The sequence below is a fragment of the Marinobacter sp. tcs-11 genome, from assembly GCF_002049515.1.
Taxonomy (GTDB): Bacteria; Pseudomonadota; Gammaproteobacteria; order Pseudomonadales; family Oleiphilaceae; genus Marinobacter; species Marinobacter nauticus.
The window spans coordinates 1-16,092 of record NZ_LLYU01000019.1 but is presented as its reverse complement, the minus strand read 5'-3'; the positions used below and the strand labels follow the sequence as shown (position 1 = coordinate 16,092).

Sequence of the window (16,092 nt, the reverse complement as noted above, 5' to 3'; positions counted from 1 at the left end):
TGCTCTCCCTACAGTGCTGCTTCGAGTATCCGACGGGCATCTTCAGGAGCAATCACACCGTATTCCCCGAGTGCAGTCATGCCATGCTCCTGTAGGCCGGTGACAATCTGATCAATTTCGGGTTCGGCGATGCCATAATCCCGCAGCTGTGTTTTTATCCCCATCCGCTGAAAGAATTCCCGTGTCGCTTCAATGGCAGCATCAATGCGGTCCTCCTCACCGCCATCAACAATCCCCCAAACATTACGGGCATACTGAAGAAGTTTTTCTCGTTTCGGGACACGTTGATCATTCAGAAGTGAAGGCAGAACAATCGCCAGCGTGCGAGCGTGATCGGTATCATTCAGCGCGGTAATTTCGTGACCAATCATATGAGTGGCCCAGTCTTGCGGTACCCCGGCTCCAATCAATCCATTCAAAGCCATCGTTGCTGTCCACATCAGGTTGGCGCGGGTATCGTAATCATCCGGTGTCTCGAGTGCCTTGGGTCCAAGCTCGATTAAGGTACGCAGCAGAGTTTCAGCGAAACCATCCTGGACGAAAGCAGAAACAGGGTATGTCAGATACTGCTCAACTGTGTGGACAAACGCGTCTACCACGCCATTCGCGACCTGGCGGGGAGGTAGGGTGTAGGTAACCTCGGGATCGAGTACCGAAAATGTGGGATAACAATGAGGGCTGCTAAATGGAAGCTTAGCGCCTTTTTCAGCATTCGTAATCACTGCGCCTGAGTTCATCTCAGATCCGGTTGCAGGCAGCGTTAGCACAGTGCCGAATGGGATCGCTCTCGTGATAACTGAACCACGTGTCGTGAGGATTTCCCAGGGATCACCGTCATAGTCTGCAGCCGCTGCAATAAACTTGGCTGCGTCGATGACGGATCCTCCGCCGACGGCAAGCACGAATGTCACATCCTTTTCCCGGATCGTTTCAACTGCTTTCAGCGCTGTAGCGTAGCGTGGGTTCGGCTCAATGCCGCCAAACTCATAAAACGTATGGGCAGAGAGTGCATCACGTACCTGAGCCAGCACACCGGTCCGTTCCGCACTGCCACCACCGTATAGAACAAGAACTCTCGCATCAGCGGGAACGTGGTCTTTAATATCTGCGATGGTGCCTTTACCGAATAATATTCGAGTCGGGTTTCTGAAGTTAAAGTTCTTCATTATTGGGTTGTCTCCGTTTCTATGTGTAGGCGAACATCCACGTTGCCGCGAATCGCGTTAGAGTATGGGCAGAGCTCATGCGTCGCTTCGATTAATCGCTCGGCGTCCGAACTGGCCATCCCGGGCAAATGAGCTGTAATATCGACATCAAGGCCGTAACCGCCCTCGGTTAGTTGGCCTATGCCCACTTCGATCGAGGTTTTGGCCCCTTGTGCGTCCACCTTCAGTTGCTTCGCCATGAGCTGCATGGCGTTGTCAAAACAGGCGGCATAGCCAAGAGCAAACAACTGTTCAGGATTAACACCGGTAACGTTGCTACCAGGCGGTACCATTTGCACGGAAAAGCTTCCGTCATTCAGTGTGGACGTTCCTGACCGCCCGCCAGATGCCGTGGCAGCCGTTTTGTAAAAAACCTTCATTATTGACCTCCTGCTTATTAGACCGGTCGTATATTCGCCCGGCAAAAAAATGTTCTCCAAACCGCCATTCGGCGGAACCGTCTTCAACGGCCTCTCAACTCGATTGCGCCCTCAAGCGGCTAGTGAATTGCGCCACTTCGGTGCATGAGCATGCCGCCACTGCGCCCACGCAGAACGGCACTGATTTCCGATACTATCGCCATAGCGACACTTTCAGGGGTGTCTCCCCCCAAATCCAACCCCACGGGATAATGCAATTTTTCTCGTGTCACTTCCGACCCATTCGACTCATCCATCCCGGACAGCAAGCGTTCAGTCCGGTATCGTGGCCCCAACTGCCCGACATAACTGGCGCGGCTTCTCAAGGCCAGCGATAGCCAGTTTTTGTCCTGCTCAAGACTATGCGTCATGATAACGACGGCCGCGTTATCAAGGAGCTCTTCTGTCGATAACAGCGAATCATGACTCTCAATTACCCGAACCTCGTCAGCCAAAGGAAACCGTGACGGGACGGCAAACGTGGCGCGACCATCAATGACAGTGACGTGCCAGCCCAGCATTTTTGCAAACTTGACCAGCGGTTGAGCGTCATGCCCGGCACCGAAAACCACGAGCTTTTGTGGTGGTGACACCAGCTCGATAAACACTTCAATGCTGCGGTTTGGACCACGATATTTTTGTACCCGAGATCGACCGTTCGCTATCACCGACTTCATATCGGCAAGAACAGACGGCCGGATAACGTCATCCCTCAGGCCGCCCTTCAGTTCACCCGAGTGCGCAAGTATCAGGCGCTCACCAATGGTAACCCCGGAATCATCGGGCGCCCCGATGACGGTGGCAACCACCGCCTGCTGCATATCGGCTCTCACACGTTTAAGGATATCCACCAAATCGGACTGGATGTCGGGAGTAACCCGCTCAAACAGCAAATGCACCTTGCCATCACACCCTAGTGCGAAATGATAGGAGCTATCACTGGCCTCGCCCTCCTCGTCCGTGCTGTAACTGCGCACGGTCGGCCCATCTGAGGTCAGCCAGAAGGCCTTACGGATGACATCCTGCTCCAGACAGCCACCACTGACCGTGCCTTCCGACTGTCCCATCGAGGAAATCAGCATACGCGCGCCCGGCCGCCGGTAGGCCGAGCCTTCGACCTTCACCACCGTCGCCAGAACGAACTCCTCGCCGGCGCGCTCCTGATTCTCGATCGCCTCTAACAGCGACACCAATCCCGACATCCTGGAATACCCGTGTAGGTTTAATGCAAGGCCGAAGCCTGACGTTCCCGGATCTGCTCCGGTGTCACCTCCGCGTCCAGGCCACCGAAGTGTTGCAGAACGAAGGTGGCCAGGGCCGACAGCTCATAATCGTTGTAAATGGTTCCGAAATCCGGCATCCGGTGGTTCACCGGCAGCGAGGACGCCGGATTGCCTTCCATCAGTATACCCATCAGATTCCGCGCCTTCGGATCGTGAACCGTTTTCAGGCCCGCCAGGGTCGCAGCCGGCGACTGGTTACCCTCTCCGTTCCACTGATGACAGCTGGCACAGGCCTCGGCAAACACCTTGCTGCCCAGCCCGGGCTGCTCCGGTGCCGCCAATGTGTCTGCCAGGGGCGTCGGCCGGGGCAAGCCGGTGGCCTGTGGCTCGGTCTGTTTCAGATAGGTCGCTATCGCCCGCAGATCCCGGTCGTTCAGGTGCCGCAGGCTCAGCTCGACGACCTCTGCCATGGGGCCGCCGGCAACGCCCAGGCCCTCGGCATAGCCCTGCCTGAAATAGTTCACCAGCTGCTCTTCTGTCCAGGTGCCAATGCCATGGGAATCGCTACCGCTGATGTTGTACGCACGCCAGCCTCCCAGGTCGGCCCCGGCCAGGCGCTCGCTGCTATCCATGGCCTGAAACAGATTTCTCGGTGTATGGCACTCCCCGCAGTGTCCGGGGCCTGTGACCAGATAGGCACCCCGGTTCCAGTCCTCACTGCGATCCGGGTCGGGCTCAAAGCGGCCTTCGTCCAGAAAGAGCAGATTCCAGAAATACAGCCCCCAGCGCTGATTGAAGGGGAACGCGATATCGTTCTCCGGGGCAGACTGCTCTACCGGGTCCAGACTGAACAGATAGGCCTTGATGGCCAGAATATCCTCGCGCGGCATTTTGGTGTACGACGTATAGGGAAAGGCGGGGTAGTAATGATCGCCCTCCGGGCCAATACCCTCTTGCAGGGCTTTGACAAACTGCTCATCGCTCCAGCCGCCGATACCGGTTTCCCGGTCTGGCGTGATGTTGGGCGAATACAGCGTGCCAAACGGCAGTTCGAAGGCCAACCCGCCGGCATAGGGTTCCTTGCCGGGCGCGGTGTGGCAAGCCACGCAGTCGGCCGCCTTGGCCAAGTATTTGCCTTTTTCAAGCATCGCCGCATCTTCACTTGCCAGGGACATCCCGGCTCCGGTCATCAGATACGCGAGCAAACCATAAACCAGCGTTCTCACAGCGCCTCCCTTAAACAATGTAATAGCCTGAACGAGTCAGCGGTAACTGGCGCACACGATCACCGAATGCGGCATGAACGGCGTTGACCAGCGCCGGACCAATCAGCGCAGTACCTGCTTCACCCACGCCTCCCGGTGCCTCCGCGCTGGGCACAATATCCACTTCCACCGAGGGAGCTTCGCCCATACGCAACTGGCGATACTCGTGGAAGTTTTCCTGCTGGACCTGCCCCTGCTCGATCTCGATTTCATTGAACAGCGCCGCCGATAATCCGAACAGCGTTCCGCCCTCCATTTGCGCTTTCACAGAGGTGGGGTTGGTCACCAGGCCACAATCCACCACCGTGACCAGGCGGTCTATGCGAATGCCCTTGTCACCCACCGCCGACAGCTCCACCACGGTCGCCACCACACTGCCAAACACTTCACCGACCGCCAGGCCGCGCCCCCGGCCCTCGGGCAACGGCTCACCCCAGTTGCTCCGTTCCGCCAGCCGCTCCAGTGCCGCCACTACCCTGGGGCGATGCTGGAGCAGTGTTTTACGGTAAGCCAGCGGATCGATGCCGGCGTTATGCGCCAGTTCATCGATGAAGCATTCGACGGCATAAATGCCCCGCAACACTCCCACTCCTCGCCACCAGGAGATGGGCACCACCTCCGGCTCCTCCCGAATATAGTGGACCTTGAGATCATCCAGGTGATACACCGGGTCCACCGCGATTTCAACGGCATCGAAATCCACACCATTGTCTGGCAAACCACCGAGGTAGCGCGCAATAATCGAGCCTCCGGCAATGCGGTGACGCCATCCCGCCGGATAGCCGTCGTCCCCGATGGCTGCGGTCATGCGGTCAACGTACCGGGGCCGGTACATATCGTGGGTCATGTCTTCTTCCCGGCTCCAGGTCAGCTTGACCGGATAATCCACCTTGCTGGCAATCTGGACGGCCTGGGTGATGAAATCGAAATCCAGCCGGCGCCCGAACGCACCACCAATCCACTGGTTATGGATCCGGATCTGCTCCGGGCTGAGCCCGGTGACCGACGCGGCGGTTTGCTGTGCCAGGCCGGGCACCTGGGTACCCACCCAGAGATCGCAACCGTCCGCCTGTACATGGGCCACACAGGTCATCGGCTCAAGCGGGGAATGGGACAGAAACGGCTGTTCATAAACGGCCTCGAACTGCGTCGCTGCCGTATCCAGTGACTGGTCAATGTTGCCGTTCTCGGCCGCCACCACCCCATCACGGCGGCTGGCCTCGTGCAGTTTCTCACCAACCCGGCCGGAATCGAGTTCACGGTTGGCGCCGTAGTCCCACTCAATGTCAAGAGCCTTGAGGCCCTCAAAACACGCCCAGGTATTGGTGGCCGTAACGGCTACTGCATTCTCCAGAACCACAATGTCCTTCACCCCGGGAATGGCCCGCGCTGCGCGATCAGAAACCTGGCGCACGGTGCCGCCGTAGACCGGGCAGGCCCGGGCCGAAGTAATCAGCATGCCCGGAACGTCCAGATCAATGGTGAATTTTGCCTCACCATTCACTTTGGCCGGCGTATCCAGACGCTGCGCCGGTGTTCCGATCAGCCGGAATGCCTCCGGCTGCTTGAGCTCCACGGTCTCGGGCAGGGGATAGGTCGCGGCGAGGTCCACCAGCTTGCCATAACCGAGTGCCTGACCATCCGGCCCGAGTACCTGACCGTCCCGGGCCTGGCACTGCCCTGCCTCAACCTTCCAGACCGAGGCGGCGGCCTGAACCAGCAACATTCGTGCAGTCGCCCCGGCCCGCCGCAAAGGTTCCCAGGTATAGCGGGTCGAGGTTGAGCCCCCCGTAGCCTGAAACTGCAGCAACGTGTCGGTATAGAGGTCGGCATCGGGTGGTGCCTCCTGCAGGTCAATCTGGTCAAGCCCGACTTCCAGCTCCTCGGCGACCATCATGGCAATGCCCGTGTGAATGCCCTGCCCCATCTCGATTTTGGGTGAGATCACCGCAACCCGGCCATCATGACCAACCCGGACAAAGGCACCAAAGCCTTCGGCAAAGCGGTCACCCAGGGCGCCCTTTTGGGTGGCGACGGCCGCTGCGGCGGCGCTCTTGGGCGCAAACGGTGGCAGCCAGGCGCCGACCATAAGCCCGCCCATGGCCGCCGTGCTGCCTTTCAGAAACTGCCGGCGGGATGCGCTTTCCTGTGTCAGATGGTTATCCCTCATGGTTGCCAGACTCCTACACTCTCGCTAACGTCCTGAATGGCACTGCGAATCCGGGTGTACGTGGCACAACGGCAGATGTTGCCGGCCATCGCCTGGTCAATCGCGTGATCGTCGATGCCAGTATTATTGGCCAGCAACGCCACCGCAGACATGATCTGGCCAGACTGGCAATACCCGCACTGGGCAACCTCATGGTCGAGCCAGGCGCGCTGGACCTTTTGCGCCAACGGTTGCTCGCCGATGGCCTCAATGGTGGTGATCTCGCGGCCCGAGACATCGCCCACCGGCATGACACAGGAACGGATGGGCTGGCCATCCATGTGGACCGTACAGGCGCCGCACTGGGCAATGCCGCAGCCGAACTTGGTCCCCGTCAGTTTGAGAATGTCCCGCAACACCCAGAGCAATGGCATGTCACCGGGCACATCCACAACATGGGTCTGATTGTTTACTTTCACCGTCTGCATGGTGCCCTCTTGTCGCCATTAAATCTAAAAGATATCAAACCGATAGATTAGACCGGTCGTATAGTGCCGTCAAGAAACAGCTCAAGATAAGGTCCTAACATCACGTTAAATGATGAACGTCAACAAAAGCAGAGAAATGAACAACCCGATAATGGCGGCTACGGGCGACGACCCTTGCCGTGCTTGCGAGGGATTAGCCAAACAGCGCTTCAACGCTTTTAGAAAGCGTTTTGGGGTGAAGATATTTTTTTTTATAGTTTGTCCGAAAAAATCTGAGCGTAGCCTCTGGCATGCTCCTCCGATCAAACCGATACCAGAGCTTTAATACGCCCAGCAAGTCTCTCTTGCGTGCCCAGCTTCCGATAGAACGAGGGAGCAGATACAGAGGAAGAGCAGATCCAAAATCGATTATTTTGGGATCCCCGGAAGTCGAGCACAATACGTTACCAGAATTACCCAGGTCCAGATGGACAATGCCGTACCGGTGCAACTGCTGCACAGATGCGTATAGCTTCACGAAGAAATCTTCAGGAATCGCTGATTGTCTGAAGGCATCTTTCAAACCGATGCCATCGATATATCGATATGTGATCGTCCACGGATCGTCAGAACAACGGCTTGCCAAACTGGGGGTGAACGCGGTTCCATCCGCCCTGATGAGCATTCGGTATTCATGATTCGCCAACATACGAAAATACAATGATAAAGGAAACACTCCGTTAGGGTATTTCTTCATCACTCGCTTATCACCATTCTGGCTGTGAATCACTGCAGTGACGGGCTTATACCCGCGCCTCGGAAACCTCCCCTCTTCCTCACCAGCTTGGTTACGCAAATCAATGCACTCTAGAAGGTCAGTACTATGAATACTCATCGGTCATTTCCTTAACGGACGTGAACTCCAACGATGCAGCAGATGAGAGGCTAAAATTCAAACTATTGAACGTGCCGATCTACTATTGTTGATTGATTATCAAGGAATGATTTTCATATGAATAATTACTGCGCTATATGCCTACCATCACCTGAAATGATGAATTTTGCTGAAAGTATGATTTCGCCCTCTTCGTACATCGAGACTTAAAACAACCAAATCCCCTTCCGATTCGGAAGAGGATTTGCATGGGACATTGTTTAAAGCTGTTCAGTAACCCTCTCTCTGGAGAGGGAATCGGGATGGGACTCAACAGTCGGATAGTCGGTATATCCTTTATCAGTTCCACCGTACATCGTTGTCGGATCTACATCGTTCCAGGGCAAGCCCTTCCGAATTCGATCAGGTAGATCAGGATTCGCTATGAACGGTTTACCAAAAGCGAACAGATCACCATAACCTGCCTCAAGCATGCGAATTGCTTTTTCAGGCGTGTAACGGCCAGCAAAAATCAAAACACCGCTGAACGCGTTTCGCAGAGCCACGCAGAAACTTTCCGGAAGCTCTGGTGCGTTGTCCCAATCCGCTTCGGCAATAGAGATATAGGCCACCCCCCGCTTCTCCAGAAGCTTTGCAGCCTCCAGATAAGTTTCATGCGGGTCTGATTCAACTAGCCCCAGATATACTCGTTCCTCCTCGGTACTCTCGAACAATGGAGCAAAACGCACCCCAAGGCGCTCCGCGCCTACCTCTGCAGAAATAGCAAACACGATTTCCTCAAGAAACCGGAGTCTGTTTTTCAGGCTTCCGCCGTACTGGTCGGTCCGGTGATTCGAATGCTCCGAGATAAACTGATTGACCAGATAGCCATTAGCACTATGAATTTCTACCCCATCAAAACCGGCCTCAACAGCGTTACGAGCTGCACGCGCATACATAGCAACTAATTCCTGCACCTCCGCCGTGGTTAACTCACGAGGCTCGTCAGGATCTGCCAACGCGCCCGTCCCAGGCCCTGTTTCAACAAAAACTTTTACGCCTTCGGCGCGAATCGCGGATGGGGCAACAGGAGCCTGCCCATCAGGCTGCAGCGAACGATGGGAAACCCGTCCTACGTGCCACAATTGACAAAAAATCGTGCCACCCTGACTATGAACAGCGCGGGTCACTTTTTTCCAGCCCTCGATCTGTTCTGCGGTAAAGATACCTGGAGTCCAGGCATAGCCTTGACCTCGCGGCTCAATCTGCACGCCTTCGGTTACCATAAAACCGGCTGTGGCTCGCTGAGCGTAGTAGGTGGCCATGAGATCATTTGGAATGTTTCCGGGCTGCGTACTTCTTGATCGCGTCAAAGGGGGCAAAACAATACGATTTTTCAGATTTAAACGGCCCAATTTCACCGACTCAAAAAGAGAACTTACATTCATCACTTTAATTCCTCTCAGGTATGTTTCTAATGTTGCTTTAGGGTCTCTCTAAAAGCCCCTAGAACAGGCCGTACGTGGACTCATTCAAACTGATGATTATGTTTTTCTTCTCGGTGTAGCTATCGAGCATCATCTTGTGAGTTTCGCGGCCAATACCAGATTTTTTATATCCACCAAAGGGTGCGTGCGCGGGCAATTCGTGATAAGTGTTGACCCACATCCGTCCAGTTTTAATTGCACGAGCTACTCGCAGGGCCCGATTGATGTCCTGAGTCCAGACGGCCCCGGCCAAGCCATAATCGGATTCATTCGCCAACGCGATAACATCAGCTTCATCCTCAAATGGCATAACCACCAACACTGGGCCGAAAATCTCTTCCTGAGCCACTGACATATCGTTTGATACATCCGTAATGATGGTCGGCGCGATAAAACTTCCGCGGCCCAGCGCCCCACCGGTCAAGCGCTTTCCACCGGTAAGAACATTGAGGCCTTCCTGCGACGCCAGGTCGACATACCCCAGAATCCTCGCCATCTGCTGTTCACTGACCTGGCTTCCCATTTGGGTTTGAGGATCCAAAGGATCTCCTACTCTGATTTGTTCAAAACGCTCTTTTAGCGCTCCAATGAATTTTTCAAAGATGGAGTGATGAACGAATAAACGGGCCCCTGCCTCACAGACCTCTCCCTGATTGAGAAGAATAGAGAGAGCAGCTCCTTCCAGGGCTTTCTCCAGGTTGGCATCGGGAAACACGATGTTGGCTGATTTACCGCCCAACTCAAGAGTGGCCGGGATCAGCTTTTCTGCCGCGGCCTTCGCCACGCGGTACCCAACCGCCGTCGATCCCGTAAAAGCAAGTTTATCCACGTCTGGGTGATCAAGAAGAGCTTGTCCCGCTTCTGCACCCTGACCGGTAACAATATTTACGACTCCTGGTGGCAGTACATCATTGAGAATTTCACCCAATGTAAGAAGGGTTATAGACGTCATCTCGGATGGCTTGATGACAACAGTATTGCCAGCTGCAAGCGCGGGCGCTAATTTCCAGGCTGCCATCAATAGCGGAAAGTTCCAGGGAATGATTTGGCCAACCACACCAACAGGTTCATTTAACACCAGGCTCAATGTGTTGTTATCGAGCTGCACAGCTTCATCGCTGTGAGAACGAATCACACCGGCAAAATACCGAAAATGATCAATCGCCAGGGGGACGTCAATCTGTCTGGTTTCTCGGACCGGCTTGCCATTGTCAAGCGTCTCAAGGATTGCAAACTCTTCTGCTCGCGCTTCGAGTCTGCTCGCAATTGCAAGCAACGCCTGTTGACGCTCCTGGGGAGATGTTTGACCCCAAACAGCCAGCGCTTTACGCGCTGATTTCACTGCAGCATCAACATCTTCTTTGTTGGCCATCGGTATGTTGGTCAACACGGCGCCTGTAGCCGGGTTAATCGAAGGAGAAGAACGTCCGGACAGACTTGTCACCCATCGCCCGCCAATGAACATCTTATAGTCGGCCTTTATTGACCGTTGAACTAGTTCGCTATCAGTACTATGACTCATGAAATGCTCTCACCTTATCGCTGCATAGGATCAACGCGTCACCCACAACAGACCGATGTCTAGATTCCAGGCCGCTGGGTGGCGAGTCATGACAAGAGCATGCTATGCGGATAAAATAACAAATAGAAACAGTATTTGTTGGTTAGAGATACAACTATGAGTGATATTAGCCGAGTCGACCTGAAGCAGCTGCGAGTGTTCAAAATTCTGTTAAAAGAGAGGAGTGTCACACGAGCCGCGAGTCAGATGGGCATGACCCAACAAGCCGTCAGCGCTCAGCTCAGCAAACTCAGAGATGCCTTTCAGGATCGACTGTTCATACGATCCGGACAAGGGGTCATACCCACGCCACTTGCTGAACAGCTAGAACCACGAGTTAACGCTGTTTTCGAGAGTATTGATCGTTTGATGGCGCCTGACGACTTCAATCCGACCACTGTGGAAGCGACCTACGTGATCTCAGCGACGGATTACGCTGTAGCGGTTGTATTGCCAAGACTGATGATGAAGTTACGAAAGCTGGCACCGGGATTGAAGTTAATCGTGCGAGATTTTGAAAGTGATCGACTCTATGCGTTACTGGCATCGGGAGACGTGGACCTCGCGCTGACTTTTCCGGCATTTGTTCCTGAAAGCTGTCAGACACAATGGCTTTTTTCAGAACACCATGTCTGCGTAACCCGAAAAGATTCTCCCTTGCTCGCCCGGCGACTTACGATAGGTGACGTTGCCGGACTGCCCCAACTCATTGTCTCTCCGACACGAGCCAACCTGATCGGCTCAGCCGATGAGTGGTTTGCCAGTAATGGCTATAAACGCAATGTCGTTATGTCTGTCCCAAGCTTCTCTGCCGCACCGGTTTGCGTGGCATCAACCGACTGCATCGCATTCCTACCATCACGCATTTTGCCAAACCCACTGGTGAAAGAGATCGAGCTCGACCAATCGCCTCCGTGTTTCGATGTGATCGCAGCCTGGCATTCTCGTTCCAGTCAGGATCCGCTGCACAGTTGGATACTGACCCTTCTTCAGCAAGAGTTTCCGAATATCTAGACCAAAAAAAGCCGCCTCAACACCAGTGTGCTGGACGGCAAAGAGACAACGCTTCACATTGCCTAATGCTAACCGAGCCTCGGACGCAACATCACCCGATTAGCCGTCACGACAGCTCTCACCACTCAACAACGATCTTGCCAAAATGACCGCCACTTTGTTGAACGGCAAATGCCTCCGCTAATTGGTCCAGACGAAAGCTTTGATCTATCACCGGGCGCAGATCATTTTGCTGAAGAGCCGCAATATAGTCCTGTTGTTGCCGCCGATTACCGACAATCAAACCCTGAAGCCGGGCCTGCTTCGCCATGAGCAGCCCCGTAGGAACCTGGCCCTCACGACCGGTTAGAACACCTATAAGGGCTATGTGGCCGCCTACACAAACCGCCTGAAAAGACTGACTGAGAGTACCAGGCCCTCCTACTTCAACAACATGGTCAACGCCTCGACCCTCAGTTAATGAGAGAACCTCATGCCCCCAATCCGGACAACGTCGATAGTTAATGGTTTGATCCGCTCCGAGCTTTCTAGCCCTTGCGAGCTTTGCATCTGATGAAGAGGTCACAATGACCCTGGCCCCCATTGCTTTGGCAATTTGCAGAGCTGCGATTGAGACCCCGCCGGTTCCCAGCACCAAAACGCTTTGCCCAGCCTTCAAGTTGCCCTCTACAACCAAAGCGCGCCACGCTGTTAATCCCGCAGTAGTGATAGTCGCCGCTTCCGCATGACTCCACCCATTAGGAGCGTGAGTAAAATCAGTAGCTGCGCGAACCGCGTACTCTGCAGCAAAGCCATCGACGCCATCGCCCGGGGTTTCTGCAAAATTTCCAACTCTGTCGTAGGCTTGCCCGTCCTGCCACTGAGGGAAAAAACCGGAAACAACATGATCACCTATCTGGAACTCTGTGACGCCTTCACCGACAGCCTCAACAACGCCGGCCCCGTCTGACATTAAAACCCGACCGTCTTCCGTCGGGATACTACCATTCGCCACCAACAGGTCATGGTAATTCAGAGAGGTGGCACGTATTGCAACCCGTATCTGCCCCGGTCCCGGCTGCCCCGGGTCTGGAGTGTCTCTTACCTCCAGCGAATCAAGCCCACCTGGAGCACGAAGAGTGACTGTTTTCATAGCATTTTCTCCAAAAATAAGTAGACCGGTCGTATAGTTTCAGTTCAAAAAAAGTCAGGTTTGGCCCAGTAACACCTTGGTCGCTTCCAAAGCGGACTCCATCGGCTCCCGGTCACGGGTGATCTTGCCACGCAGACTGGCGCCTAACCAAAGCTGATAAAGAGTAGTAGCCGTTCCTCTGGGGTTAAGTGTGGCTGGCAGAGACCCATCCGAGATTCCTTCCTCGACGGTTTGCGCCAGTCTGGCAATAACCCGGCCAGTCTCTCTGGCTAATACGTTGCGCATGGCTTCCGATAAATCGCAAACTTCGGCTGCAAGCTTAACCGTTAAACACTTGCCTTTCGGGTCACACGTGGATTGCGTTTCTAACCAGGATTCCCAATAACTCAGAAGACGCTCAGCCCCCGACATGCCGGGGCGGGACAACAACGAATCCAGGGAACTCTGGTATTCAGAAAAATAGCTTTTCAGTAGCTCCTCACCAAAAGCCTCTTTAGACCCAAAGTAGTGATAGAAAGACCCTTTGGGAACACCAGAGGCTTTCAAAATTTCATTTAATCCGACAGCACTGAAGCCCTTACCACTGATGATGACTTCTGCCGTTTTAAGAACGTGCTTTCGCACATCGTGAGAAACTGTTTTTGATTCCATGGGGCGATTTTAGGCCGCACTAGACCAATTGTCTAGTTGTCAATAGGTCACACTTCACCAAGAGCCAGTTACTCTATCCAGCCTCTTTACCGCGACCCTGAATGGTCGCCTCTGAACTCAGCATTTGCCAGAATTAGACCAGTCGTCTATAGTGCAAAACATTAAGACATTTCACGCCCAGCCTCCGTAACTAGTGAAGCAATCTGGATACACCATAAACGGAAGGAAATTATGATTATTGTTCATCATCTAAATGACTCACGCTCGCAGAGGATTCTCTGGCTGCTCGAAGAGCTGGGCCTCGAATACGATATTAAACGCTACAAAAGAGACCCTGATACCCACTTGGCACCACAGGAATTATTCCAGATCCACGCATTGGGCAAATCTCCCGTCATTGAAGACCGGCAAACCATCATCCATGAATCTGGTGCGATTATTGACTACCTCCTCCGGCACTATGACGGGGCTGATCTGCAGCCGCCCCGCACCACCAAGGAATATGATCAATACGTGCAATGGCTGCACTATGCCGAAGGATCAGCAATGCTTCCGTTGCTCCTGAAAATTTACGTTGATCCTCTTGGCAACAATGGCGCCCCCCTACACCCGCGGATCAATAGCGAGTTGGACAACCATCTGGGCTTTATCGAAAACTCACTGAAAGGACAAAGCTATCTGGTGAACGATACGTTTAGTGCCGCCGACATTCAGATGAGCTTTATTGGTGAAGTTGCCAAGTCGTTTCAATTACTGAGCCAGCGCCCCAATCTGCAAGCCTGGCTTGAACGACTTCACTCCAGACCTGCTTATCAATCGGCTATTGCCAAGGGCGGCGTGTACAAGTTGGCGTAATGTTCTGATGCCTCGAGCACAAACGTTATTCCCGTTACCAGTTGAGAAAGGGCGGTCTTAAGGACCGCCCTGATCAATCAAACAGTCTTCCGGCAAACATGGCTCTGATCGATAGAATGCTTTGACTATGCAATCGCTTTGGAGGTGAGGCGACTGCATGGGGACTTGGTCATGATGTCATGCCAGCGCTCTTGAAGAAGCCTTTCAACGTGTGTTCGCAACCAGACTATACCGGGATCACGATCGTGCCGAGCATGCCAGATTAGATACAGGCTGGTGGGATCCACGCTGAAAGGAAGCTCACCCATCCACAACCCGTTCACAAAACCGCAATCCTGACTGATCAACTCGGGTACTGCCGCAATCAAGTCTGACGCTCGCAATATCTTCGGTACAATCGAAAAATGGTTTACCGTCGATGCTATACGCCTGCTATGTCCCTTCTGATCCAGATAACTATCGACGAACCCGTGCGCATCCCCTGACATTGTTACAAGCAGGTGACGGGCACTCAGAAACTCATCCATGGTAATTGGTCTTCCGGCAAGCGGGTGGTCTGCACGCATAGCGAGCAAATACCCACCTTCGAATAACCAAGTACTCCGTAGACTATGGTCGTGCTGAGTGAGAACACCTACAGCGAGATCAACATGAGCCTCCCTGAGATCATGGTGCGTTCCCTCCGGCGTGTACGGAACGGCATGGACGTCCACTCCCGGCGCCTCACGCTCAAGTAGTTCAATCAACTGAGGCCAGACCAACTCCACGAACATATCGGTTACTGCAATTCGAAACCTGCGTTTCGATGTTCCTGGATCAAACTGTATCGCACTGACCGCGTTGGTGAGAGCAAACATAGGATCACTAACCTGATCCCAGAGACTCAAGGCATAGGAGGTTGGCTCGATGTTCCTGCCCTTGCGTACAAATAACGGATCATTCCAAATCTGACGCATTCTGGAAATTGCATTGGACACTGCCGGCTGTGTCATCGCGAGACGATCGGCCGCGCGAGTCACTGAACGCTCTGTCATGATGGCATCGAACACGTACAACAGTTGAAGTTCTTGGGTTTTCATCAGACTTTTCCCGAGATGCAAAAAAGCCTCCCAAGCAGGAGGCTTGTGCTATGCACTTATAAGTTACCTTTAACAAAGGCTCTCAATTCACCCAAACTTCCGGCACCTGTTTTCTGTGCAATCACACCGCCCTCATTAAAAAGAGCAAGAGTCGGGATGCTCCGAATACGCATCTTGGCAGCAATCTCCGGACTCTCGTCCACGTTCACTTTGACGATGGTTAACTGATCGCCCAGCTCATCAGCAATTTCCTTCAGCATCGGCGTAACTGTTTTGCAGGGGCCGCACCACGGGGCCCAAAAATCCACCAAGACTGGCCGATCACTCTGGACCACGGATTGCTCAAAGTTCACGTCTGTTACATCAATAATTTGATTCATTAGATAATCTCCTTGTCGGAAGCGTCTGATCGTAAGAATGTGAGCTTGGAACAATAAAAACTAATTGCAGGGCCATATAGATCCTATTACCCAGGATGATGACTGCCTTGACGCTTACAGGCGTTTACTAAAGACCAGGCCGCCCCAAGCGAGCGTGCGGTTCCCGGTACCGCTCTTAATCTCGGAGCTCTGCACCCGCAGTACGTACTAATCAGAAACAAAGTAAGCGAACATCACCCGGCGATATACGCCAGGTCCGGATGACCGAAAAAAGACTTCAATAACCGGGGTAGTTTCTGTAACCGCCGAAGTTGTCGATAAACGATATTCC

General features: G+C 53.8%; 15 protein-coding genes. 2 read left to right on the top strand and 13 right to left on the bottom strand.

What is annotated here, in order from left to right; all coding sequences use genetic code 11:
• Positions 1-8: 8 nt before the first annotated feature.
• The 9 genes from ARC85_RS16040 to ARC85_RS16000 all read right to left on the bottom strand — a co-directional run bounded on the left by ARC85_RS16040 (position 9) and on the right by ARC85_RS16000 (position 10,611).
• The gene (locus ARC85_RS16040) at positions 9-1,166 is read right to left on the bottom strand and encodes an iron-containing alcohol dehydrogenase (RefSeq protein WP_222180566.1); all 1,158 of its coding nucleotides are present in this window, start codon (positions 1,164-1,166) and stop codon (positions 9-11) included.
• Positions 1,166-1,585: an organic hydroperoxide resistance protein gene (locus ARC85_RS16035; RefSeq protein ID WP_206856375.1), complete on the bottom strand. Its 420-nt coding sequence runs from the start codon at positions 1,583-1,585 to the stop codon at positions 1,166-1,168. The genes ARC85_RS16040 and ARC85_RS16035 overlap by 1 nt, the downstream gene beginning before the upstream one ends.
• 119 nt (positions 1,586-1,704) lie before the next feature.
• On the bottom strand, positions 1,705-2,814 hold the full coding sequence (locus tag ARC85_RS16030; protein ID WP_199007188.1) for an XdhC family protein: 1,110 nt from the start codon (positions 2,812-2,814) through the stop codon (positions 1,705-1,707).
• Between the two features lie 32 nt (positions 2,815-2,846).
• Complete coding sequence (locus ARC85_RS16025; RefSeq protein ID WP_286715480.1) at positions 2,847-4,037, bottom strand: cytochrome c; 1,191 nt, start codon at positions 4,035-4,037, stop codon at positions 2,847-2,849.
• Positions 4,038-4,083: 46 nt separating this feature from the next.
• On the bottom strand, positions 4,084-6,282 hold the full coding sequence (locus ARC85_RS16020) for a xanthine dehydrogenase family protein molybdopterin-binding subunit (protein ID WP_286715431.1): 2,199 nt from the start codon (positions 6,280-6,282) through the stop codon (positions 4,084-4,086).
• On the bottom strand, positions 6,279-6,749 hold the full coding sequence (locus ARC85_RS16015) for a (2Fe-2S)-binding protein (RefSeq protein WP_286715429.1): 471 nt from the start codon (positions 6,747-6,749) through the stop codon (positions 6,279-6,281). Before ARC85_RS16015 ends, ARC85_RS16020 begins: the two co-directional genes overlap by 4 nt.
• A gap of 193 nt (positions 6,750-6,942) precedes the next feature.
• Complete coding sequence (locus tag ARC85_RS16010) at positions 6,943-7,623, bottom strand: protein kinase family protein (protein ID WP_286715427.1); 681 nt, start codon at positions 7,621-7,623, stop codon at positions 6,943-6,945.
• Between the two features lie 260 nt (positions 7,624-7,883).
• Positions 7,884-9,050 (bottom strand): alkene reductase, encoded by a 1,167-nt coding sequence (locus tag ARC85_RS16005; RefSeq protein WP_286715425.1) that lies wholly within the window; start codon positions 9,048-9,050, stop codon positions 7,884-7,886.
• A gap of 58 nt (positions 9,051-9,108) precedes the next feature.
• A complete protein-coding gene (locus tag ARC85_RS16000) occupies positions 9,109-10,611 on the bottom strand; it encodes an aldehyde dehydrogenase family protein (RefSeq protein ID WP_286715423.1) in 1,503 nt (500 codons plus the stop codon).
• 156 nt (positions 10,612-10,767) lie between these two features.
• Here ARC85_RS16000 and ARC85_RS15995 point away from each other — a divergent pair, with 156 nt between their 5' ends.
• Positions 10,768-11,664 carry a LysR family transcriptional regulator gene (locus ARC85_RS15995; protein ID WP_232902956.1) on the top strand — a complete coding sequence of 299 codons (897 nt, stop codon included), beginning with the start codon at positions 10,768-10,770 and terminating at the stop codon, positions 11,662-11,664.
• Positions 11,665-11,782: 118 nt separating this feature from the next.
• Here the strand turns inward: ARC85_RS15995 and ARC85_RS15990 are convergent, their stop codons facing one another.
• Both ARC85_RS15990 and ARC85_RS15985 read right to left on the bottom strand, forming a co-directional pair.
• Positions 11,783-12,796, bottom strand: coding sequence for a zinc-dependent alcohol dehydrogenase family protein (locus tag ARC85_RS15990; protein ID WP_232902955.1), 1,014 nt, complete (start codon positions 12,794-12,796; stop codon positions 11,783-11,785).
• 54 nt (positions 12,797-12,850) lie between these two features.
• Entirely contained in the window at positions 12,851-13,447 is a 597-nt protein-coding gene (locus tag ARC85_RS15985) for a TetR/AcrR family transcriptional regulator (RefSeq protein WP_110651750.1), read from the bottom strand.
• Between the two features lie 231 nt (positions 13,448-13,678).
• On the opposite strand from ARC85_RS15985, the gene ARC85_RS15980 reads away from it, so the two are divergent.
• Positions 13,679-14,302 (top strand): glutathione S-transferase, encoded by a 624-nt coding sequence (locus ARC85_RS15980; protein ID WP_286715421.1) that lies wholly within the window; start codon positions 13,679-13,681, stop codon positions 14,300-14,302.
• A 125-nt stretch (positions 14,303-14,427) separates the two neighbouring features.
• On the opposite strand, the gene ARC85_RS15975 is transcribed toward ARC85_RS15980, so the two are convergent.
• Together ARC85_RS15975 and trxA are read right to left on the bottom strand one after the other, a co-directional pair.
• Complete coding sequence (locus ARC85_RS15975; RefSeq protein WP_286715419.1) at positions 14,428-15,381, bottom strand: LysR family transcriptional regulator; 954 nt, start codon at positions 15,379-15,381, stop codon at positions 14,428-14,430.
• Positions 15,382-15,437: 56 nt separating this feature from the next.
• Positions 15,438-15,761 (bottom strand): thioredoxin, encoded by a 324-nt coding sequence (gene trxA / locus ARC85_RS15970; protein WP_286715417.1) that lies wholly within the window; start codon positions 15,759-15,761, stop codon positions 15,438-15,440.
• Positions 15,762-16,092 lie beyond the last annotated feature (331 nt).